At 68.4% G+C, this 22,795-nt stretch carries 17 protein-coding genes; 3 read left to right on the top strand and 14 right to left on the bottom strand.

The window, feature by feature from the left end:
• Window positions 1–27 precede the first annotated feature (27 nt).
• The 3 genes from EJB06_RS30265 (at window position 28) to EJB06_RS30255 (ending at window position 2,734) form a co-directional block, all read left to right on the top strand.
• Window positions 28–852, top strand: coding sequence for a hypothetical protein (locus EJB06_RS30265; protein ID WP_164558077.1), 825 nt, complete (start codon window positions 28–30; stop codon window positions 850–852).
• The gene (locus tag EJB06_RS30260; RefSeq protein ID WP_126077744.1) at window positions 839–2,077 is read left to right on the top strand and encodes a hypothetical protein; all 1,239 of its coding nucleotides are present in this window, start codon (window positions 839–841) and stop codon (window positions 2,075–2,077) included. The genes EJB06_RS30265 and EJB06_RS30260 overlap by 14 nt, the downstream gene beginning before the upstream one ends.
• A 126-nt stretch (window positions 2,078–2,203) precedes the next feature.
• A complete protein-coding gene (locus tag EJB06_RS30255; protein WP_126077743.1) occupies window positions 2,204–2,734 on the top strand; it encodes a GNAT family N-acetyltransferase in 531 nt (176 codons plus the stop codon).
• A gap of 5 nt (window positions 2,735–2,739) precedes the next feature.
• Here EJB06_RS30255 and serB read toward each other — a convergent pair whose 3' ends face one another.
• The 14 genes from serB to EJB06_RS30185 all read right to left on the bottom strand — a co-directional run.
• Window positions 2,740–3,582: a phosphoserine phosphatase SerB gene (serB, locus tag EJB06_RS30250; protein ID WP_126077766.1), complete on the bottom strand. Its 843-nt coding sequence runs from the start codon at window positions 3,580–3,582 to the stop codon at window positions 2,740–2,742.
• 16 nt (window positions 3,583–3,598) lie between these two features.
• A complete protein-coding gene (gene mfd / locus EJB06_RS30245; RefSeq protein ID WP_126077742.1) occupies window positions 3,599–7,054 on the bottom strand; it encodes a transcription-repair coupling factor in 3,456 nt (1,151 codons plus the stop codon).
• A gap of 94 nt (window positions 7,055–7,148) precedes the next feature.
• Window positions 7,149–8,090 carry a 5'-nucleotidase gene (locus tag EJB06_RS30240; RefSeq protein ID WP_126077741.1) on the bottom strand — a complete coding sequence of 314 codons (942 nt, stop codon included), beginning with the start codon at window positions 8,088–8,090 and terminating at the stop codon, window positions 7,149–7,151.
• Between the two features lie 12 nt (window positions 8,091–8,102).
• Window positions 8,103–9,101: an HDOD domain-containing protein gene (locus EJB06_RS30235; protein WP_126077740.1), complete on the bottom strand. Its 999-nt coding sequence runs from the start codon at window positions 9,099–9,101 to the stop codon at window positions 8,103–8,105.
• A 128-nt stretch (window positions 9,102–9,229) separates the two neighbouring features.
• Window positions 9,230–10,018 (bottom strand): PP2C family protein-serine/threonine phosphatase, encoded by a 789-nt coding sequence (locus EJB06_RS30230; protein ID WP_198420953.1) that lies wholly within the window; start codon window positions 10,016–10,018, stop codon window positions 9,230–9,232.
• A gap of 162 nt (window positions 10,019–10,180) precedes the next feature.
• Window positions 10,181–11,716, bottom strand: a complete 1,536-nt coding sequence (locus EJB06_RS30225) for an MFS transporter (protein ID WP_126077738.1) — start codon at window positions 11,714–11,716, stop codon at window positions 10,181–10,183.
• A complete protein-coding gene (locus EJB06_RS30220; protein ID WP_126077737.1) occupies window positions 11,713–12,474 on the bottom strand; it encodes a hypothetical protein in 762 nt (253 codons plus the stop codon). Before EJB06_RS30220 ends, EJB06_RS30225 begins: the two co-directional genes overlap by 4 nt.
• Window positions 12,475–12,577: 103 nt before the next feature.
• Window positions 12,578–14,560 carry an OPT family oligopeptide transporter gene (locus tag EJB06_RS30215; RefSeq protein WP_126077736.1) on the bottom strand — a complete coding sequence of 661 codons (1,983 nt, stop codon included), beginning with the start codon at window positions 14,558–14,560 and terminating at the stop codon, window positions 12,578–12,580.
• Window positions 14,561–14,733: 173 nt separating this feature from the next.
• Window positions 14,734–17,145 carry a penicillin-binding protein 1A gene (locus tag EJB06_RS30210; RefSeq protein WP_126077765.1) on the bottom strand — a complete coding sequence of 804 codons (2,412 nt, stop codon included), beginning with the start codon at window positions 17,143–17,145 and terminating at the stop codon, window positions 14,734–14,736.
• Between the two features lie 134 nt (window positions 17,146–17,279).
• The gene (locus tag EJB06_RS30205) at window positions 17,280–17,627 is read right to left on the bottom strand and encodes a DUF3325 domain-containing protein (RefSeq protein WP_126077735.1); all 348 of its coding nucleotides are present in this window, start codon (window positions 17,625–17,627) and stop codon (window positions 17,280–17,282) included.
• Window positions 17,624–19,219 (bottom strand): PepSY-associated TM helix domain-containing protein, encoded by a 1,596-nt coding sequence (locus EJB06_RS30200; RefSeq protein WP_229427358.1) that lies wholly within the window; start codon window positions 19,217–19,219, stop codon window positions 17,624–17,626. Before EJB06_RS30200 ends, EJB06_RS30205 begins: the two co-directional genes overlap by 4 nt.
• Window positions 19,216–19,503, bottom strand: a complete 288-nt coding sequence (locus EJB06_RS30195; protein WP_126077734.1) for a hypothetical protein — start codon at window positions 19,501–19,503, stop codon at window positions 19,216–19,218. Before EJB06_RS30195 ends, EJB06_RS30200 begins: the two co-directional genes overlap by 4 nt.
• 3 nt (window positions 19,504–19,506) lie before the next feature.
• Window positions 19,507–21,975 (bottom strand): TonB-dependent siderophore receptor, encoded by a 2,469-nt coding sequence (locus tag EJB06_RS30190; RefSeq protein ID WP_126077733.1) that lies wholly within the window; start codon window positions 21,973–21,975, stop codon window positions 19,507–19,509.
• An 80-nt stretch (window positions 21,976–22,055) separates the two neighbouring features.
• On the bottom strand, window positions 22,056–22,795 hold a 740-nt coding region (locus tag EJB06_RS30185; RefSeq protein WP_126077732.1), incomplete at its 5' end, for a FecR family protein.

Genomic DNA, 22,795 nt, shown 5'->3' with positions numbered 1-22,795 from the left:
CTAATCCGTTGAAGAGAGTTGGGGAACATGGGTATCGTGATCGAAAGTTATGCATTCGTTGGAGTGGCAACCCGGGCAACCGGGCCGACGGCGCAAGTGTGGCTGCCGCCGGGCTTCACGCTCACCGGTGGCGGCGCCTACGACATGGGCCGCGGCACCTCGAACACGCTGACCGCCTGCTACCCGACCCGCAACCAGTCCGGCGTGTACACCGGCTGGGCGGCGGCCGGACGCGACTTCGGCCTGGCCGACCCGGTCCCGCTGGCCGTGTACGCGGTCGGCATCCGCATCACCCGCGACGGCGAACCGGTGAAGATCGAGCAGCAGGTGTTTTCCGCCACCAGCGCGCTGGTGTCCGACCCGGGCGTGAGCGTCAAGCTCGGCGCCGGCTGGATCGGCACCGGCGGCGGCGCCCAGGATAACTACGCCAGTCCCGTCAACGGCAATATGCTCACCGCCAGCTACCCGCTGATCGGGGCCGACGGCAATATCTGCGGCTGGAGCGCCTCCGGGCGCGAGCACGACGCGGCCGACCAGGCCCGCGTCACCGCCTTCGTGATCGGCATCCGCACCGGCCCGGAAGTGGCGCTCGAAGCGCGCATCGTTTCCAATACCAGCCTGCTGACCGGCTATCCGAGCGCGCTGGTGGCTGTCCCGCACGGCAACGCGGTGGTCGCCGGCGGCGGCGCGCTGGTCGGCGAAAGCGGGCGCAACACGATGCTGAGCGCGTCCTGTCCCATCATCAGCAGCCAGGACGGTCGCCTGACCGGCTGGTTCGCCGCCCGCAAGGTGCAGAAGTCGGCCCCGCCGAGCGGGATTACCGCCTATGGAGTCTTGCTTGAAGCTGCGTGACTGGATCCTGATCCTCATGGCCGTGCTGGCGCTGGCGGCCGACCTGCCGGCGCGCGCCTCGCAGGCGGTGGCCGCCAGCGGCGGCGTGCTGGCGTCCGGCGTGCACTCGGACCGGCTGGCCTGGCAGCACTTCGCCGCCATCGTCGCGCCGGCGTCGCGCGGCCGGGTCGAATTCGAAACCTGGGCCGCCGACGAGGACATCTACAGCGAGACCCCGGCCTGGCCCGGCCCGGCGGCACAGGCGGCGCGGCGCCTGCGCGCGAGCGTGTTGCGGCGCCTACTGGCGCCGCACGGCGCCGAGTCGGCGGCCGGCGAGAGCGACTGCGGCGTCGTGGCCAACGCCGCCGCCGGGAATTTTCCGGTGCAGTCGGGGCGGGCCGGGCAGGTCCCGTGCTTTGCCGAAGAAGTGCGGCGCAACCGCGCGACGTACCGCTACATCGTGCAGAACCAGCTCAATACCCAGGCCGGGCTGGCCGCCGCGTACCAGAAGGCGCAGGGCGGATGGCGCGTGTCGCTGCCGGAAGACGCGGTCCAGGTCAAGGCCGACTGGGTCCCGTTCGACACCCTGGCCGCCTGGCTGGCGCGCAACGGCGTGCGCCAGAACCCGGCGCAGCTGCGCGAAGCGTTTTACACCACGCTCGTCGAGGGCCGCCGCTACGCGCTGGTGGCCATGCATGTCAGTTCCAAGGACGCGCCGAACTGGGTCTGGGCCAGTTTCGAGCACCGCTTCAATCCCGGCCGCTGCGACACCATGGGCTGCAACGACAGCTACGGCGCGACCCGGCGCCGCATCGCGCCGCTGGGCGGGGCGCAGAACCGCCAGTACGCCGGCTGCGCCAAGACGGCGGCCCTGAAAAAACTGTTCGAGGTCAAACGCGTGGCGGCGGCCTGGGACAATTACTGCCTCAAGGCGTCCGAGATTGCCTTCACGGCGCGCGACGGCGCCCCGCTCATGCACGGCAACTCGTTCACCGAGCGCGTGGGAGCCGGCATTCCGCTGACGCGCTCCTCGTGCATTTCCTGCCACGCCAGCGCCGGTTTCGGGCGCGACGGCAGCCCGTACACCAAACAACTGACGGCCTTCCCGATGGGGACCGTCAAACTCCCGGCCGATATCGTCGCCAACGATTTCATCTGGGGCATCCTGACCATCAACGCGCTGCCAGTGGAGCAGGCGTCGACACCGCATAACCTCGATCGAACGAGGATTACAGCAAGACGATAGGCGGATGGCGTTCCACCGCGCCCACCGCCACACCGGTCGTCTCCTTTTAACGCGCACATCATGTGCGCGTTTTTTTTGGCCGCCGGTGTCGTCTATACTTGGCAGTCCACTCACACAGGAGCATGTATGTTCACGATCCGCCTTGCCCGCATGTCCGAAAAACCCTTGTTGGAGGCGCTGATCGCGCGTTCCGGGATCGGCCTGGCCGACGGTTTCTATACGCCGCAGGAAGCGCTCGCCATTACGCGCGAGGTGTTCGGCGTCGACAGCGCGCTGGTGGAAGACGGGACGTATTTCGCCATCGAGGACGATGGCGTGGTAGTCGCCTGCGGCGGCTGGAGCCGGCGTGCGACGGATTTCGGCGGCGACGGCGCCAAGCATGGCACCGACCGCCTGCTCGACCCGGCCACGGAGCCGGCCCGCATCCGCGCGTTTTTCGTCGACCCGTCGATGGCGCGGCGCGGCCTTGGCGGCATGCTGCTCAATCACTGCATGGCGGCGGCCGCGCAGGCCGGATTCACATCGCTGGAACTGGTGTCGACCATGCCGGGCGAGCCGCTGTACCTGGCGCACGGCTTCGCGGCGATCGAGCCGATCGCCCTGCGCTTGAGCGGCGGGGTAATCGTGCGGCTGACCCGGATGGGGCGCCGCCTGTAGCGCACTTAGGCGAGAATGGCGAGCAGGCCGTCCAGGCCCGTGTAGCTCAGCGCCACATCGGCCTGCGCCCGCACCACCGGCTTGGCGCGGAACGCCACCGACAGCCCGGCGACGCTCATCATGCTCAGGTCATTGGCGCCGTCGCCCATGACAATCGCCTGCGCCGTGTCGATGCCGATATCGGCGCACACGCGTTCGACGGTGCGCTTCTTTTCCTCGGCGTCGACAATCCCGCCCAGCACGCGGCCGGTCAGCTTGCCGTCGACGATTTCCAGCACGTTCGCATGGGTGTAATCGAGCCCCAGGCGCGCCTTGAGGCGTTCGGTGAAGAAGGTGAACCCGCCCGACACCAGCAAGGTGCGCAGGCCGGCCGCGCGCACCGCCGCCAGCATCGCTTCGCCGCCCAACGAAATCGCCAGCCGCTCCTCGTACACGCGTTCGAGCGCGGCAGCGTCCAGCCCGGCCAGCAGCGCCACGCGCCGCGTCAGGCTCTCGGCGAACTCCAGCTCCCCGCGCATGGCCGCCTCGGTAATGGCCGCCACTTGCGGCTTGAGGCCCTGCATGTCGGCGATTTCGTCGATGCACTCGATGGTGATGAGCGTCGAGTCCATGTCCATCGCCACCAGCTTGAAATCGGCCAGGGTGCGTCCGGGCGCGATGAAGGTGGCGTCGATGCCTGCCGCGTTGGCAGCCACCTCGATGGTCTGCTTGAGCACATCGGAAAATGCAATGTCTTCGGCGCGGATGGCGCGCTCGCCGAGTTGCGTCACGCGCGCCGGATTGGCCAGCGCGGCGATGCGGCGCAGGGTGTCGGGGGTGGCGTCGAGGCTTTGCAGCACCAGGTTCATTGTCGTCATGTTCGTTTTACGCTAACAGTTGTTTGATCGTTTGCTTGACCTGCGTGACCCGCGCCGCCAGGTCCGGCATGCTGGCGGTGATTCTCAGCTTGTCCTGGCCGGCCAGCTTGATGTGGCGGTTCTTCTGTATCAGCGTGATGATGCGCATCGAGTCGATCGGCGGGTTGACCATGAACTGCAGGCTGGCCGCTTCGCCGTGCGCGTCGATCTTGATGATGCCGACCGTCTTGGCGGCGATGCGCAGGCGGTGCGTTTCGATCAGCGCCTTGACCGGGTCGGGCAGCTTGCCGAAACGGTCGATCAGCTCTTCCTGCATGTCGTCGATCTTTTCCTGCGCGTTGCAGTTGGCCAGCCGCTTGTAGATCGACAGCCGTTCGTGCACGTCGCCGCAGAAATCGGCCGGCAGCAGCGCCGGGACGTGCAGGTTGATTTCGGTGGTGGTCGACAGCGGCGCCGCCAGGTCGGGTTCCTTGCCGGCCTTGAGCGAACGTACCGCTTCGTTGAGCATGTCGGAATACAGCTGGAAGCCGACTTCGAGCATCTCGCCGGACTGGTTTTCGCCAAGTACTTCGCCGGCGCCGCGGATTTCCAGGTCGTGCATCGCCAGGAAGAAGCCGCTGCCCAGTTCTTCCATCTGCTGGATGGCGTCCAGGCGCCGCTGCGCCTGTTTGGTCAGGCTGCTGACGTCATTGACCAGCAGGTAGGCGTAGGCCTGATGGTGCGAACGGCCGACGCGCCCGCGCAGCTGGTGCAGCTGCGCCAGGCCGAATTTGTCGGCGCGGTGCATGATGATGGTGTTCGCGGTCGGCACGTCGATACCGGTCTCGATGATCGTCGTGCACAGCAAAATGTTGAAGCGCTGCGCCACGAAGTCGCGCATGACTTTTTCCAGGTCGCGCTCGTGCATCTGGCCGTGGGCCACGCCGATGCGCGCTTCCGGCAGCAGCTCGGTGAGCATGGCCATGCGGTTCTGGATGGTCTCGACCTCGTTGTGCAGGAAGTAGATCTGGCCGCCGCGTTTGAGTTCGCGCAGGCAGGCTTCGCGGATCACCGAGCCGTCTTCGCTGCGCACGAAGGTCTTGATCGCGAGGCGCTTCTGCGGCGCGGTGGCGATGATCGAAAAGTCGCGCAAGCCTTCCAGCGCCATGCCGAGCGTGCGCGGGATCGGGGTGGCGGTGAGCGTGAGCACGTCGACTTCGGCGCGCAGGGCCTTGAGCGCTTCTTTCTGGCGCACGCCGAAGCGGTGTTCTTCGTCGATGATGACCAGGCCCAGGCGGGTGAACTGCACGTCCGGCGAGAGCAGCTTGTGGGTGCCGATCACGATGTCGAGCGTGCCGTCGGCCATGCCCTTGATGGCGTTGTTGATCTCTTTGCCGGTGCGAAAGCGCGACAGCTCGGCGATGCGCACCGGCCAGTCGGCAAAGCGGTCGGCGAAGGTCTGCGCATGCTGCTCGGCCAGCAAGGTGGTCGGCGCCAGGATCGCCACCTGCTTGCCGCCCATGACCGCGATGAAGGCCGCGCGCAGCGCCACTTCGGTCTTGCCGAAGCCGACGTCGCCGCACACCAGGCGGTCCATCGGTTTGCCGGCGGTCATATCCTTGATGACGTTGTTGATCGCCTCGGCCTGGTCGGGGGTTTCTTCGAAGCCGAAGCTGTCGGCGAAGTTCTGGTAGTCGTGCGCCGAGTATTCGAAGGAGTGGCCCTGGCGCAGCGCGCGCCGCGCGTACAGGTTAAGCAGCTCGGCGGCGGTGTCGCGCACCTGTTCGGCCGCCTTGCGCTTGGCCTTGTCCCACTGGCCCGAGCCGAGCGAATGCAGCGGCGCGTCTTCGGGCGAAGCGCCCGAGTAGCGCGAGATCACATGCAGCTGCGATACCGGCACGTACAGCTTGGCGTCCTTGGCGTAGTCGAGGTGCAGGAACTCGGTCTCGCCTTCGCCCAGGTCCATGCTGGTCAGGCCCATGTAGCGCCCGATGCCGTGATTGATGTGGACCACCGGGTCGCCGATCTTCAGCTCCGACAGGTCGCGCACCATCGACTCGACCTGGGTCACCCCTTCCTGCTTCTTCTTGCCGGCGCGCCGGCCCGAGCCCGCATACAGCTCGGTCTCGGTAATGAAGATCAGGTTGCCGGTGCCCGCCTCGGACAGTTCGAAGCCGGCCTGCAGCGGCGCCACGCCCAGCGCCAGCCTGGCGTCCGACTGCACGAAGCCGGCGAAGCCTTCCACCGGCGCCAGCGCCAGGCTGTATTCGTTGAAGTACTGCTGCAGCGTTTCGCGGCGGCCGTTCGATTCGGCGCAGATCATGACGCGCGAATCGTGTCGCTGGTTCTGCAGCAGGTAGGCGCGCAGGTTGGTCAGCGGGTCGTCGATGCGGCGGTTGACCGCGATGTTGGGAATCGGCGCCGACAGTTCGGAAGCCTGCGCATCGGCGTCCTTGCCGATCACCCAGCGGCCGTAGGCCTTGGCCAGCGTGAAGAAGTTCTCGTCGCTGAGGAACAGTTCATCGGGTGCCAGGATCGGGCGGTCGCGGTCGGCCTTGAGGAAGCGGTAGCGCGATTCGGTGTCGAGCCAGAAGCGCTTGATGGCGCCGTCGATGTCGCCCACCAGCGCCAGGCTGGCTTTCGCGGGCAGGTAGTCGAACAGGGTCGCGGTCTGGTCGAAGAACAGCGGCAGGTAGTACTCGATGCCGGCCGAGGCGATGCCGCTGCTGACGTCCTTGTACACCACCGAGCGCGATGGATCGCCTTCGAAGCGTTCGCGCCAGCGGCTGCGGAAGGTGGTGCGGGCCGCTTCGTCCATCGGGAACTCGCGGCCCGGCAGCAGGCGCACTTCCTTGACCGGGAAGATCGAGCGCTGGGTGTCGGCGTCGAAGGTGCGGATCGATTCGATTTCGTCGCCGAACAGGTCGAGCCGGTAGGGCAGGGCGGAACCCATCGGGAACAGGTCGATCAGGCCGCCGCGCACCGAGTATTCGCCGGGCGACATGACCTGCGAATTGTGGGTGTAGCCGGCCAGCGTGAGCTGCGCCTTCAGGCGCGTTTCGTCGAGCTTTTCGCCCTGCTTGAAGAAGAAGGTGTAGGCCGCCAGGAACGACGGCGGCGCCAGGCGCACCAGGGCCGTGGTGGCGGGCACGATCAGCACGTCGCACTGGCCGTTCTGGATTTCGTGCAGGGTCGCCAGGCGTTCGGAGACCAGGTCCTGGTGCGGCGAAAAGGCGTCGTAGGGCAGCGTTTCCCAGTCCGGCAGCAGGTGGCAGGCCAGCTTGCCGTCGGCGAACCAGGGGATTTCGTCGAGCAGGCGCTGGCCGTCGCTGGCATTGGCCACGATCACGGTCAGCATCTGCCTGGCGGATTTGAGTTCGAGCGCCGCCACCGCCAGCGCATACGCATCCGAGGATCCGTACAGGGTCGGGAGGGCGAAGCGGTTACCGGTTTTTGGGAGTGATTTCTTTAAATCGAAGGGCATGCGGGCTGCTGGCTGTGAGCGGGACGGGTAATTATAGCTGGAACTGGATAATGCTGACTGTGCCCGCCCGGGGCCGCGAATACGCCCGCTTGCGTCACCCGCCCGGGCGCCGGTTGGCGATCCCGAAGGGCACGTGCACCATCGGGATCGTGCCGCCCGGCGAGGAGCTCAGGTGGGTCAGCTGGTCGTCGAAAAAGATATGCGGCTTGAAGATCGACAGCACGCGCGTCTTGTTCATGCCGCCCAGGAAAAACGTCTCGCTGGCCGACACGCCCCAGCTTTTGAGCGTGGTCACCACGCGTTCGTGCGAGGGCGCGTTGCGCGCGGTGATGATGGCGATCCGCAGCACCCGCTTGTAGTCCGGGTCGCGCTTTTGCGCGCGTTCCTCCAGCCGCTGCATCAGCGACAGCTTGCGGAACATCTCGGCCAGGGGGCCCGGCTGGTGCGGCACCGCCATGTGCAGCGTCTCGTGGGCATGGAATTCCTCAAGGTCGTTATTGCGCTTGAAGATGGTCTCGGATTCGTCGTCGGCGATCACGCCGTCGAAGTCGAAGGCCACGCGCAGTTCGATGTCCTCGTCGTCGTCGACGGTCTTCGACGGCAGCACCAGCCCGGCCGGATAGTTGGCCGCGATGGCGCTCTTGACGTCTTCTTCGTTCGCGCTCAGGAACAGGGCCGCGTTGAAGGCCGGCAGGTAGGTGTAGGGCGACTTCCCGGTGATGAAGGCCGCGCGCGAGATATCCAGGCCGTAGTGGGCGATCGAGCGCATCACGCGCAGGCCGGTTTCGGGCGAGTTGCGCGAAAAGAGCACCACTTCGACCGGAGTCTGGCGCGGGAACACCTTGTTGATGTTGAGGAAGCGGCGGATGAAGGGAAACGCCACGCCCTTGCCGAGAATGACGTCCAGGTTGCGCTCCTGGTACCTGCGGTATTCGTCCGGCCCGCTGTCCAGGTACACCTGGTGCGAGGCGGTCAGGTCGAACAGGGCGCTCGACGCCACGCCGATCACCAGCTTGTGCTCAATCTCGAACGGCATCAGTCATCCTCGTTATTCATCGTCGCTATGCAGTTCCTCGAAACAGGCCAGGCCGGCCGCGTCCAGCCCTTCGAGCACGAACGGGTCGTCCTCTTCGAAGTGGGCCGAATCGACCAGCATGCGCAGGCGACTGAGCATGTCGGCCAGCGCAACCGCCTGCGACAGCGGCGTGCCGTCCAGGCGGCCGGCTTCGCGGATGGCGCTCGTCACCGTGTCGGGAAAACCCCATGCTTCGGCGATCCGCACCGACAGCGCGCGCGCCTGCGCGTGCAGGGCGGCGACAAAGTCTTCCGACTGCGGCAGCGACGCTTCGGTATTGGCCTGGTCCAGCACGCGGAAGGCGACGATCAGGCCCATATTGTGCAGCAGCCCGGCGAAATACGCTTCGACCGGGTTGGCGCGCACCGAGGGCGCCAGCACGCTGGCGGCAAGCGCGCATTTTTCGCACTGGCGCCACAGCAGCGGCGTGGACAATTGCGAAAACGGCCCCGGATGCATGCTCATGATGACCGGCAGCAGCGAGGCGCGTCCGACCAGCATGCGCAAGCCGTTCACCCCCAGCAGCATGGTGGCCCGTTCGACCGTGGTCACCGGGTCGTTGGCGTGATAGTGCGGATGGTGGCAGGGCCGGTTCGCTTCGCGCAGCACTTCGGCGATCAGCGCCTTGTCCTGCGACAGCTGGCGCGCCAGGTCGGCGCCGGACACGGAACTGTCGCGCATGGAGCGCAGCAGCGGCGTGAACACGGCCGGCCGGCTGGGCGCGAGGGCGATCTCGGCAAGCGGCAGCTGGGTCACGTAGGCCAGTTCGACCAGGACCACTTTTTCGTCGCTGGACGGGCCGCTGTTCTGGGTGATGCCGGCCAGCCAGCGGTAGAACAGCAGGTCCACCATGGCGGCGTGCGCAGCGTCGGGCGCCCGCGTCCTGGCAGGCGCCGGCGCGGCCACGGCGACGGGCGCAGGCTTGCTTTCCTCGCTGTCGCCGCCCAACAAATTCTTCAGCCACCGTTTCATTGCTTGTTCTCTTTTTCCTGCACAAAGGCTGTACCCGGGATTTTACATGATTACTCAGTAGAAACTCAGGCTGACCTTGTCCGGCGTCGTGTCTGGTGCACGCATGTTTGTCGAACTTTAATCTTGACTTAATCGCAATGAAACAGGACGACCGTGACGTTATCGCGGCTGCCGTCGTGCAGGGCCGTGGCGATAAGTTCCTTGCAGCAATCGCCGAGTTGGCCCGGGCGGGCGTCGGCCAGCACGGCGGCGATGCGCTCGTCGGCGGTGGCGCCGTACAGGCCGTCGCTGCACAGCAGGTACAGGTCGCCGGGCTGGACAGCCTGGATGTGCAGCTCGGGAAGGACGTCGCCCGAGGGGCCGATGGCTTGCAGCAGCAGGTTGCGGGGCGGCAGGTTTTCGGTGGCGCCGGCGTCGACCGCATCCTGGTACATGGTGTGGTCGCGCGTGAGCTGGGTCAGCTCGCCGGCGCGGTAGAGATACAGGCGGCTGTCGCCGACATGGAACACCAGCAGCGGGGCGCCCGGTTCGGCTTGCCATACGCCGGTGAGGGTGGTGCCCATGCCGCCGCCGTCGCCCCGGCGCGCGGCCAGGTTGGTCTGGTACATGCGCTGGTTGACGAATTCGACCGCCTCGTGCAGCGTCACCATGCTGGCCAGCGTCTCCTCGCCCCAGATGGCGTCCGGATCGGTCGATTCGGGGTCGAACGGGCTGGCGCGGAAGTTGGGCGCGAGCGCTCCGCTGTCCGGGTCGGTGGCGGCGCGCAGGTAATGGGCCAGCGAGGTCAGCGCTTCGGCGCTGGCGATCTCGCCCGATTCGTGGCCGCCCATGCCGTCGGCCACGGCCACCAGGCCCAGCCCGGCATCGATCAGGAAATTATCCTCGTTCGAGGGGCGTACGGTGCCGGTGTCGGTCATGCCGAAAGCCGTACCGGCGGCGAGGCGGTGCGGTGTGGACGGTGAAAGTTGCTTCCAAAAATACAAGGCGGCTCCTGAAGATGGACTGGCGTACGCCATTCGCGCATTGCCATCCTAGCACGCAGGTTCCGCTTTGTCCGGTGGAATACGGCAAAAACCGGTTCAGGACACCCGCCGGGGCATGCGGCCAGCGCGCGCGAACAGGGTAATGAGCAAGGCTGCGGCCAGGCCGGACAGCCAGGGCCATGGGCCGGCGCCGTCGCGCAGCGCCGTCGCCGAGGGGACGATCACCGTCAGCAGCGCCGCGCACGGCAATGCCGCCGCAGCCAGCAAGCGCCGCCGGCCGTCTGCCGTGCGCGGACGCGCGCCGCGTGGATCGAGCACGAAGCCTGCCACGGCCCCCGCCAGCAAGGCCGTGCCGGCGGCGGCCAGGTAAGCACCGCCGACGCCCAGGTGGTCGGCCAGCAGCGCGCCCGCCGCCGGGGCGCAGCAGGCCGCCAGCGCGGCGCCGCCGGCCAGCATGGACAGCCCGCGCGCGGTTGCGCCGCTGTCGGCGTGGTCGTGCACGTGGCCATGGCAGGTTGTGAGCATCAGCGCCACGCCGGCGCCGCCTGCCGCGCGCGCCAGTGCCAGGGCCGCCAGATCGGGTGCGAAGGCGGCGCAGGCCAGGGCGGCCGCCGCGCCCACCGCGCCGGCGACGAAGGCACGGCGGCGGCCGGCGCGGTCCGACCAGCGCGCGGCCCAGGGCAGCGCGAGCGCGAGGGCCAGCAGGCCGGCGCCGGCCGGCAGCGCGGCGCCAGGCAGGCCGGCGCCGACGGCGTGCTGCGGCAGCACCGGCTGCACCAGCAGTGCGGAAAAGACGCACAAAAAGGCCAGGATGCGCACGCCGGCGATGCGCTGGCGCGCCAGCTGGGCGCTGTCGGCGTCTTCGCTGAAGCGGTACCGGGCGCGCAGGCGGCGCAGCACGATGGCGCCGAGCGCCTGCTGTCCCGGCGCGCCGGCGCGCCGCACCACCTCGCGAAAGCCGGCGTTGATGCGCGCCTCCAGCCGATCGAGGCGCGCCTCCAGGCCATCGGCCTGCGCATCGCCGGCCCGAAAGCGGAAATCGCCGGCGGCCATGCGGCTCATCACCGCGATCACCTGGCGCACCGGCGCCGAACAATGCACGGTGAGGATGAACCACAGCGCCTCGAAGGCGATCAGCAGGCTGGCCACCAGCAGCACGGCGAGCTCGGGCCGCAGGGCGCTCATGCGGCTTTGCACGTAGCCGCGCGCCACGCCCACGTGCACCTGGCCGTGCCTGGCGAAGCGGTGCACGATGTCGGCGCGCGTGTCGAGATGGTCTTCTGGCGCGACCACTTCGGCGCCCTTGCCGCCCCGGTACAGGACTTTGCCGGCGGCGTCGGTCAGCGTGATGTAGGCGATGTCGGGGTGTTGCGCCAGGATCGCATCCCAGGCCGGGCCGCCGGCCGGCAGCGGCGCGCCCTGGCCGATGGCGCGCGCCTGGCGCTGCGCCAGCGCCTCGGCGATGGTGAGCGCCTTTTGTTCGAGCGCGGGCAGGAAGCGCTGGCCGGAGAGCGACCAGGCATACGCCGCCAGCGCCGCCTGGGTGAGCAGCATCACGCCCAGGATGAAAGCGCACAGCAGGCGCACGGGACGCGCGTACAGTTCGCGGTCGCGCCGCAGTACCTGCTTCATTCGATGGCCAGCGGGGCGCTGGCGTGCGCCGGGGCGAGCGTGTCGCGCGCCGCCGCCAGGTCGTGCAGGGCATTCGCCGCCATGACATTCACGTCGCCCACCAGCGCGTTCGCATGCGGTATGGCTTGCTTGGGCGGTGCGCCGTCGCCGAGGGCGGCGTGCATCCCGGCCAGGGTGCGCCGCATGCGCCGCACCAGCAGGTCGACCCCGAACACGAAGCACAGGGTGGTGAGGAGGGCGGCGCACACGGCGGCCAGGGCCAGTTCGCGCGCCACCAGCGCCACGGCGTCCTGCTGGCGGCGCATGGCGTGGCGCAGCAGCAGCGTGCCGGCCGGCGCGCCGTCGCGCTGCGACAGGCGCGCTCCCAGGGTGACGCCGCCCGTTTCGCGCAGCAGCCAGTCGCGCGCGGTCTGCCGCGCCAGCAGCGCCGGCGCGGCCGGGTCCGGGGCGCCCGCGTGGAAGACGGTCTTGCCGGCGCTGTCGACGACGCTGATGGCGGCGATGGCCGGGTCGCGTCCCAGTTCGCGCTCCAGGGCGGCGCCGACGCCGGGCAAGCCCGCGAGCGGCATGCCGAGCGCCATGCGCGCCTCGACATCGGCGCGCAGCTCGCCCAAGGTAAAGCGCAAGCGCGATTCGTCGATGGCGCGGGTGGCCTCGTCCAGGCGGGACAGGTGCAGCAGGACGCCCAGTCCCAGCGCCAGCGCGGACAGCAGTGCGACCGGCGCGGCAATGAGGAGACTGAGACGGGAGGGAGCCATGGGGCGCGAGAAATAGTATTCGAACGACAACAAGTGTAGCATCGAATACGCCGGCCCCCGGTTCGCCACGACACCGGGCGGCGTCATGGCGACGGGATGAGGGTCAGCCCGCGACTTTTTGCGCGCTGCGGGCGGCCCAGCGATACAGGCCGCTGACGATCGCTCCGCCCAGCACCAGGGCGATCAGCATGTGCGTGGTTTCGCCCATGCCGTTGTCGATGGCCAGCGGTTCGGCCACGTTGGTGGCCACGATCAGGCCGGCCAGGCCGACGTTGAACAGGCTTTCGCCGACGATAAAGCCGGACATCACCAGCACGCCGATGCGCTTGGCCGCTTCGCCCCATGTCGCGCTGCTGACTGCGCGTTCGAACAGCCAGCCGGCCACGGCGCCGACGATGACGGGCGAGGTGACCGCCGCCGGCAGGTAGATCGCCAGGCCCACGCCCAGCGGCGGCAGGCTGAAACGCTCCTTGCTGGACTTGCGGATGATGAAGTCGGCCGCCACCAGGGCCAGGCCGAGCATGGCGCCGTAGCCGATCAGCTTCCAGTCCAGGTTATTGCCGATGACGCCCTTGGCCAGGGTCGAAATCAAAGCTGCCTGCGGGGCTGCCAGCGGATCGTCGCCGGGCACGCCGACGTTGGCGGCGCCGGCGAAGCCCTTGGCGTTATTGAGCAGGTCCAGCACCAGCGGCACCACGGTGGAGCCGGCGGCCACGCCGATCAGCAGGGCCACCTGCTGCTTCCATGGGGTCGCGCCGACCAGCTGGCCGGTTTTCAGGTCCTGCAGGTTGTCGTTGCCGATCACGGCCACCGCCAGTACGACGGTGGTGACGAACAGCGCGTAGGCGACCAGCGCGTGCGCCACTTCCGGGCCCATGACGTGCTTGCCGACGAAGCCGACGCTGAGCGAGGCGCCCAGGATGGTCAGGATGGCGATGCCGGACACCGGCGAATTGGACGAGCCGATCAGGCCGGCCATGTAGCCGCATACGGCGGCGGCGAACACGCCGGCCACCAGGATGTAGCCGACGCCCACCGCCACCAGCGGCAGCGACAGGCTGGCCAGCACGCCGCCTTGCAGGAAGCTGGCCAGCAGCCAGCCGGCCGGCACCATGGCCAGCAGGGTCACCAGGCCGACGATGAAGATCGGCAGGTCCTGGTCGGCGCGGTCGATGGCGGCGCCTTCGGCCTTGGCCTTGCGCGCCGCTTCCAGCGCCGATTTCAGGCCGCCCAGGACCGGTTTGCCGAGGCTGGCCAGGGTCACGATGGCGGCGGTGCCGATGGCGCCGGCGCCGATCATGCGCACCTTGGAACTCCACATGCCCAGCGCCTGGTCGGCGGCCGACAGGGTCGATGCCGGTTCCATCGACGTCAATACCGGCACCAGCACGGCCCAGGCGATCAGCAGGCCGACCAGCATGGCGACGCCGACGGTGATGCCCATCAGGTGGCCGGCGCCCAGCAGGGCCAGCGAACTGGCCGCGCCGATGCCGGTGGCGCCGCTGCCGGTCTTGAAGTAGAAGGCCACTTCGGCGGCCATCAGCTTGGCGCCGGCGGCGGCCGCGAAAAAGGCCGAGGCCAGGCCGCCCCAGATCACCGCCATCAGGCCAAGCTTGCCTTCCGCCGCGCCGCTGCGCGAGGAGGTGCCGACTTTCAGCACTTCGGCGGCGGCCACGCCTTCGGGATAGGGCAGGTCGGACTGCGACACCAGCGCGCGCCGCAGCGGCACGGTGTACATCACGCCCAGCACGCCGCCGATGGCGCAGGCGCCGAACACGGGCCAGAACGGCACCTTGGCCCACCAGCCGATCATGATCAGGCCCGGCAGCACGAAGATCACCGACGCCAGCGTGCCCGCCGCCGACGCGATGGTCTGGACGATGTTGTTTTCCTGGATGGTGGCGTCCTTGAAGGCGCTGAGCAGCGCCATCGAGATCACGGCGGCCGGGATCGAGGTGGCGAAGGTGAGTCCGACTTTCAGGCCCAGGTAGACCTGGGCGGCTGTAAAGATCAGGGTGATGACGATGCCGAGGAGGACTCCTCGGATCGTGATTTCTTTCGGTCCCGCCAGTGCGACAATCGCCATCCAGTGCTCCAGTATGTATGAGGGTGCTAAAAAAGCGTCTCATCATAGCTGGCAAAGCGGGAACGGGAAAGCGAAATGCGTGCGTTCCTGGCCGCTCGCCGCACGACGCGCCTGGGTTCCCGCCTGCGCGGGAGCGACGCGACCGCGGGTGGGAACGCGTCCGGGGACCCCGGCTAGCCGCCGGCCTGCGATTCGGCGCCGTGGTTGAACTGCGGCTGGGGCGGGCGCGCCGGCGCCGGCGGCGTACCCGGCAGCGGCGGCTGGTCCGGTTCTCCCGGCTCGCCCGGCTCGGTCCCGTCGTCCGGCAGCGGCGGCAGCTCGTTCATGTCGATCGTCTTGAATTCGGTGCTGCCCGCGTATTCGGCGTAGATCCAGTCGTCGTCCTCGCGCACCACGCCTTCCGGCACCGGGCGCTCCTTCGCGGGGCGCTTGTCGAGGGCCGCGCGCATGTAGTCGACCCAGATCGGCATGGCCAGGGTGGCGCCGAACTCGCGCCCGCCGAGCGAACGCGGATCGTCGTAACCCATCCAGGCCACGCCCACCACATTGCCCGCATAGCCGGCAAACCAGCCGTCGATGGCGTCGCTGGTGGTGCCGGTCTTGCCGGCCAGGTCGTTGCGGCCCAGCGCGCGGGTGGCGCCGGCGGCGGTGCCGAAGCGGGTAACGTCGCGCAGCATGCTGTCGGTCATGAAGGCGTTGCGCTGGTCGATCACGCGCAGCGTTTCGTCGCCGGCGGCCGGCTCCGGCGTCTCCTGCAAAATGGTGCCGTTGCCGTCCGTGATCCTGGCGATCAGGTAGGGCTTGACCGAAAAACCGCCGTTGGCGAAGATCGCATACGCGCCCGCCAGTTGCAGCGGGGTGACGGCGCCGGTGCCGAGCGCCATGGTCAGGTTCTTCGGATGGCGCGCCAGGTCGAAGCCGAATTTGCCGAGGTACTCATGGCCGTAGCCGACCTCGATGGCGCGCAGCAGGCGCACCGTCGGCACGTTCTTCGAGTGCACCAGGGCGCGCCGCATGGTCACCTCGCCATCGAACTTGCCGTCGTCGTTTTGCGGGGTCCAGGTGGCGCCGTTCGCGCCGCTCGGCATGGACAGGGCTTCGTCGAGGATGCGGGTGCCCGGCGAAAAGCCTTTTTCCAGCGCCGCCGAGTACACGAACGGCTTGATCGAGGAACCGGGCTGGCGCCAGGCCTGGGTCACGTGGTTGTATTTGTTCAGTCCGTAATCGAAGCCGCCGACCAGCGCATGATAGGCGCCGGTGGCCGAATCGATCGCCACGAAGCCGGCCTGCACCTGCGGCAGCTGGACGATCGACCAGCTCTTCTCCCTGTCCTTGTCCTTGTCCTTGTCCTTCTGTTTGTCCTGGGCGATGCGCACCACCGCGCCCGGGCGCAGCCTGATGGCCGGCTTGGCGCTGGCGGCCAGCGCCGGTGCCACGAAGCGCAGGCCGGCGCCGCCGATCTCGATGCGTTCGCCGTCCATGGTTTCCAGCGCCACCAGCTTGCTCGACACGTCGGTGACCACGGTGGCCGTCAGGCCGTCGCTGACGGGGCGCTTGCGCAGTTCTTCGCGAATCTCGTCGGCGCGTTCCTGGGGATCGCTCGGGAGCTCGATGAACGATTCCGGGCCGCGGTAGCCGTGCCGCTGGTCGTAGGCCAGCACGTTGCGGCGCAGCGAGTCGTAGGCGGCGTCCTGTTCGGCCTTGAGGATGGTGGTGTAGACGCTGATGCCGCGCGTGTAGGCTTCTTCCTTGTACTGTTCGAACACGGCCTGGCGCGCCAGTTCGGCCACGTACTCGGCGTGGGTGTCGAATTCCTGGCGCTTGGCGGCGACCCGGATCGGTTCTTCCTTCGCGCTCGCGTATTGGGCGTCGTCGAGGTAGCCCAGTTCGCGCATGCGTTTGAGGACGATCATCTGGCGCTTCTTGGCGTTGCGCGGGTTGACCGCCGGGTTGTTGCCGACCGGGTCGCGCGGCACGCCGGCCAGCATCGCCATTTCGGCGATCGAGAGCTGGTCGAGCGGCCTGCCGAAGTAGGCCTGGGCGGCGCTGGAAAAGCCGTACGAGCGCCGTCCCAGGAAAATCTGGTTCATGTACAGTTCGAGGATCTTGTCCTTCGTGAGCGCGTCCTCGATCTTGAAGGCGAGCGCGATCTCGTCGGCCTTGCGCCCGAGTTTCTTGTCGCGCGTGAGGAAGAAGTTACGCGCCACCTGCATGGTGATGGTCGACGCGCCCTCGCGGAAGCCCCCGCGCAGGTTGGCGCGCGCGGCGCCGCCGGCGCGGATCCAGTCCACCCCGCCGTGCGTGTAGAAGCGCGTGTCTTCGATGGCCAGCACGGCGTTTTTCATCATCGCCGGGACCTTCTCGATCGGCATGAAGTCGCGGTGTTCTTCGCCGAATTCGCCGATCAGCACATTGTCGGCCGTGTAGATGCGCAGCGGGATCTTGGGCCGGTAGTCGACCACGGCGTCGATGGCCGGCACGCGCGGCACGATCACGCCGTAGAAGTAGCCGAGCAGGCCAAGCAGCGCCAGCAGGCCGGCGGCGATGATCGAGAGCACTGCGCGAACGAGGTATTTGCGCGTCAGCCAGCGCGTGGGTAAGGAGGGTAAGGAGGGTAAGGAGTCTGTAGTCAAAACGATGTCCGCCAGTGCGGGGCCGTTCGGGGAGTGACGGCCCTGTTCCGGGCGAATTATAGTCGATCGCTTTTACGGCCCCGCTTTCACAGGAGCGACGTCAGGCCGGCCAGCGCGAGGGGCGCCAGCAGCAGCGCCGAGCATACCGTGGCGCGCGGCGCGTACGGCAGCAGGAACACCAGCGGCAGCACGCCGGCCGACAGAAAGCCGAGCCACAGCACGACGCCGACGGTCGCGCTCCACGCCGCCACGCAGGGCAGCAGGGCCAGCGCCAGCAGGACCGAGCCGCCGCCCTGCAGGCCGAGGCGCTGCCTGCGCGACGGTTCGCGCCCCCACACCTGTTGATGATGGCGGTCCATCGCCAGGCACAGCAGCGCCATGCCGGCGTAGGCCAGGGCCAGCGCCAAAGCGCCGGCGAATGCGGTGTCGCTCATGCTGTCCTCCGGCCGGTCTTCAGGGCGGCCCATGCGGCCAGCGCACCGGCCAGCAGCGCCGCCAGTTCCACGCCGGCGCTCTCCCAGTCGGCGCGGCCGGCGATTTGCGCCACCAGGTGGTCGCCCGTGGTCATCCAGTTCAGCAGCGGCAGCAGCAGGCACAGGCCGGCCAGGGCCCCTAGCTGTTCGCGCCATGCGGCGGCCGGCGCGCGCAGCAAACCGTGCGCCAGCGCCGCTACCCAGGCGCCGAAGAAGACCCGCAGCTCCCAGCCGGCGCGCTGTTCCAGGTCGAGCGGGAGCAGGCGGTTGGCCCACAAAAATGCCATGCAGGCGACGGCCAGGCCGGCAATCGCGGCCACGTTCAGCCCTTCGACCAGGCGGTAGACACGGGCCGTGGCCGCGCCGAATTCGGCGCCATGCTTGTTGCGGCGCTTGACCATGAAGAGGATCGCGCCAGTGGCCATCATCGCCGTACCAGCCAGGCCGCACACAAAATACAGCCAGCGGATTGCCAGGCCGCCGAAGCTGGCCATGTGCAGGCTGCCCATGACCAGCCGGGTCAGCGAGGCGGCGCCGCCGTCGACCTGGCCGCCCTGGCGCACCGCCAGCACCTCGCCGCTGGCCGCCGAAAACAGGACCATGCCGGTGGTGTTGGCGATGCGCGTCATGGAGTCGGCTTCGTCGTCCCAGCCGTAGACGCCGATGCGCATGGAACTGTCGCCGGGGTTGTCGATGACGATGCAGCGCACCGGCTGCCTGAACAGGGCCTCGGCGCGCGCGGCATAGCGTTCCAGGTCGGGCACGGCCAGCGCGTCGCCGCTGCGCGCCAGTTTCGCCGGGCCGCCCAGGTCGGCCAGGAACTGCTTCATGTTGTCCACGCCGGGACCGTAGCGGGCCAGCAGCGGCGCCGGCATCAGGGTGACGCTGGAGATGGCCAGGCCGGTGTAGGCGATCATGATCAGGAAGGGCAGGGTCAGCACCGCCATCGCGTTGTGCGCGTCGAGCCAGCTGCGCTGGCCCTTGGCCGGGCGGAAGGTGAAAAAGTCCTTGAAGATGCGCTTGTGCGTGACGATGCCCGACACCAGCGCCACCAGCATCGCCATGGCGGCGATGGCGGTGATCCACAGGCCCACCTTGCCGGCGTGGAGCTCGTAGTGGAAATCGACGAAGTGGTGGCCGCCCAGGGTCGGGCGCACCGGCTTGTGGGCGGCGCTGGCGGCAACCGGGGCGCCGCTGGCCGGGTCGAGCTTTGCCTCGGCATAGCCGCCTTGCCGGTTGAACCAGTAGGCCGTCAGCGCGTTGTTGTCGTTGCGGTTGATGGGCCAGATTTCCCACATGTCGGCGCGCGGGTGGGCCTGGGCCATGAAGGCGGCGCCCAGGGCCAGGCGCTGCCTGCGCTCGGACAGGGGCACCGGCACGGCCGGCGCGGCGGCGTGTTCTTCCAGCGCGTGCTCGGGCGACATCCAGTGCGTGATCGGTTCGTCGAACACGGCCAGGGTGCCGGTCAGGAAAACGGCGTACAGCAGCCACGAGAACCACAGCCCGCACCAGGTATGCAGCCAGGCCATGGACTGGCGCCAGCCGGCCTTCATGCGCCGCTCCCGCTGCGCGCCAGCAGCATGCCGGCGCCGCCGAGGACAAGGCTCGCGCCAGCCAGTGTCAGCCAGACGCGGCCGAGCGGGTAGGGCGAGAAGGCCCAGACGACGGCCGCCGTGTAAGCGGCGAAACTGGCGTAGGTGCCCATCAGCACGGCTTCGGCGCGCGCCATCGGCAACACCGCGCCGAGGAACACGGCCAGGGCGGCGGCGAAGGCATAGCCGCCGAGCACGGCGGCGAGCAGGCGGGACCACATTTGCAGGGTGGGGCTGAGGGTCATGGTTTACAGTGCGGGCGTGTATTTGACGGTGAACATGACGCTGCGCGGCGTGCCGTAGTCGTTGTTGCCGTCGGTTTGGTTAAAGGCCGGAATGTAGTAGCGCTTGTCGAACAGATTGTTGACGTTGAGCGCCAGCGACACTTCCGGGTTGAGCTGCCAGGCCAGGCGCGCGTTCCAGACCTTGAAGCCGGCAATCTTGTAGGTGCGCTCGTAGCCGATGGAATGGCTTTGCGCGCTGAAACCGGCGCCGACGCTGAGCTTGTTCCAGTCGCCCGGCAACTGGTAGCGGCTCCATACGCGCAGCAGGTGCTTCGGGGTCCACTGGCTGAAGGTCTTGCCCTGGTTGTCGGCATCCTGCAGGAACTTGGTGGTGTTCCAGGTGTAGCCGGCCGACAGTTGCAGGCCGGGCAGCACTTCGCCGCTGGCCTCGGCTTCCACACCCTGGCTGCGCACCTTGCCGCTGGCTTTGTAGCAATACCAGCCATCGCAGGCGAATCCGGCGGCGTAATCGGCCACCGAGCGGTTCTTGTGGTCGTAGCGGAACAGGGCGAGCGAGGTGTTGACCTTGCCGTCCATCAGTTCGCCCTTGATGCCGGCTTCCATATTGCTGCCGATGATCGGTTCGAGCGCCTGGCCGGCAACGTTGCGCCCGGACTGGGTTTCGAAGACATCGGTGTAGCTGCCGTAGGCCGACCATTGCGGGTTCAGGGCGTACACCAGGCCGGCGTACGGGGTCACCTTGCCCGAGGCCGTGACGGTGCTCTGCTGGTTGAGGCGCGGCTGGCGGTAGAGTTCGTCGTACCAGCTTGCGCGCGCGCCGGCAATCGCGGTCAGGGCGTCGCCGACCCTGGCGCGCCAGCTGCCGTAGACGCCTTTTTGGCGGACATCGTAATTGGCGTAGGTGGCCCGGCCGCCGCGCGCGACGATGGTGTCGAAGTCCATCCATGGACGGTCGTGGTCGATGTTGAAGATGTTGCCGCCCGGATTGAAGGTGCGCGCGAAGCGGTCGTCCGAGGTGTATTTCGAGTAATTGGCCCCGAGCATGACGTCATGGCGCAGGCTGAGCGCATCGAAGCGGCCGTTCAGGTAGATATCGGCGCCCAGCTTGGCCGAGTTGAAGTCGGTGGACCAGTCGGCAAAGTCGACCCCGCTGCCGTTGGCGGCCACCTTGCCGTGCATGCGCTGGTGTACCGAGGAATTGTTTTCGTCCATGTGGACGGCGGCCGCCCTGAGGGTCCAGTTGGCGCTGAAGCGGTGGCTGAGGTCGGCGTAGACGGTGGTTTGCGCGATTTCGGCGCGGTTCCAGTGGGCGCCGACGTAGGTCGAACGCGGCAGGCCGATGTCGCCGCCGTCCGGATAGCGCGGCAGGCCGCGCACCATCGGGCGCGTGCGGTTGTCGGTCCTGCTCACGGCCAGGCCGAGGCTGGTATCGCGGCTGATGTCGTAGTCGAGCGCGGCGTACAGGGCGCGGTTCTTTTCCCAGACCTGGTCGATGAAGGAGTGGCTGTTGTCGACATCGGCCAGCACGCGCGCGCGGAGGGTGCCGTCGGCATTGAGCGGACTGCCGGCGTCGAGCTGGACGCCGGCGTGATCCCAGGAACCGGCCCTGGCCGAGAGCGCCACCGTGCGTTCGGCCTGGCCGCGCTTGCGCACCAGGTTGACGACGCCGCCCGGACTGCCTGTGCCTTGCAGCAGGCCGGCCGCCCCGCGCAGCACTTCCACGCGGTCGAAATAGACCAGGCCTTCGGTGCCCCAGTTGCCCAGCGCATAGGTGTTGCGCGGAATCGGCACGCCGTCGTATTGCCAGGAATCGATCTGGAAGCCGCGCGCGTTGATGATCATCCCTTGCCCGACGCCCTTGACGCCGACCACGCCGGTGATGTTGTTGGCGGCGTCCATCAGGTCGGCCAGGCCCTGGTCGTCCATCTGTTCGCGCGTCAGGACGCTGACCGATTGCGGGATCTCCTTGCGCGCCAGTTCGCCTTTGCCCAGGGTCACCAGGCTGCTGTTGTAGGAGTTGCTGCCTTCGGTGCTGGCGCTGCGCACGGTCTGGGCGCTGACCTTGATTTCATGCATGGTCTGCGCGGGTACAGGAGGCGCGACGGCCGGCCTGGCGGACGCTGGCGCCGGCGCCGCGATCAATAGGTAACCGGCGCCCGACTTGCCGGCCGCGTAGCCCGTGCCGCGCAGCAGGACCTCGAAACCTTGTTCCACGCCGTAGCTGCCGGACAGGCCCTGGCTGCGCAAGCCCTGGACTTTGGCGGCGTCGACCGCGATGGCGACGCCGGCCAGCTGGGCGTAGCGGTTCAGGGCGTCGGCCAGCGGGCCGGCAGCGATGCTGTACTGGCGCGCCTGGGCCTGGGCCTGGGCATGCGCGTGCAGGGCCGGACCGGCGCTGAGCAAGGCGCCGCAGGCGAGCTCGATGGCGATGGCGGAGGCGCGCAGGCTGCGCGAAGGGGATGATGTAAACATGTCGATGCTTCCTTGTTGATGGGTTTCATTGACATGACGAAGCAAAAAACAAAACCGGAACCCGATATCGCAAAAATTTTCTATTTGTTCGTGTCGACCAGGACCAGCCACGGCGTCACGCTGCGCATGCGCAGTTGCGGGAAGCTCTCGCGCAGCAGGCGCAGGGCACGGTCGCTGTCGTCCAGCGGCAGCACGGCGGACACGCGGATGCCGGCCAGTTGCGCCGGGTCGTACTGGATGCGCCCGCGCCGGTGCCGGTTCAGCTGCGCCAGCACCTCGGCCAGCGGACGGTCGGACACCACCAGCTGGTGCAGGCGCCAGGCGTCGTCGATGCTGGCCGGGTCGATCGGGGCCGGGGCGCCGATGCCGGCGGCGTCGATGCGCACGCGCTGGCCGGCGGCCACCGTCGTTTCGCCACCGGCAGCGGCCTGCACCGCCACGCGCGATTCCAGCATGGTGAGGACGGTGGACGCGTCCTGGCGCGCCACCGTAAAGCGCGTGCCGAGGGCGCGCATGCTGCCTTGCGCCGTCTCGACGACGAAGGGGCGCGCCGCATCCTTGGCCACGTCGACCAGGATCTCGCCCTGCACCAGTTCCAGCGTGCGGCGGCCGGCGTCGAAGCGCAGGTTGACGGCGCTGGCGCCGCCCAGGGTGATGCGGCTGCCGTCGTCCAGGGTGCGGCTGTGCCACTGGCCGGCGCCGGCGCGCACGTCGGCCAGCAGCCATGCCGGCCGATAGGTCGTGGCGGTGAGCCAGGCCGGTCCGGCCAGCAGCGCCAGCGCGGCGCCGATGGCGGCGGCGGCGCGGCGCGCGCGTTTGG

It is taken from the genome of Massilia atriviolacea (genome assembly GCF_003953935.1).
Lineage (GTDB): Bacteria > Pseudomonadota > Gammaproteobacteria > Burkholderiales > Burkholderiaceae_D > Telluria_A > Telluria_A atriviolacea.
The sequence above is the reverse complement of the archived record's forward strand: the minus strand, read 5'-3'. Positions and strand labels throughout refer to the sequence as shown.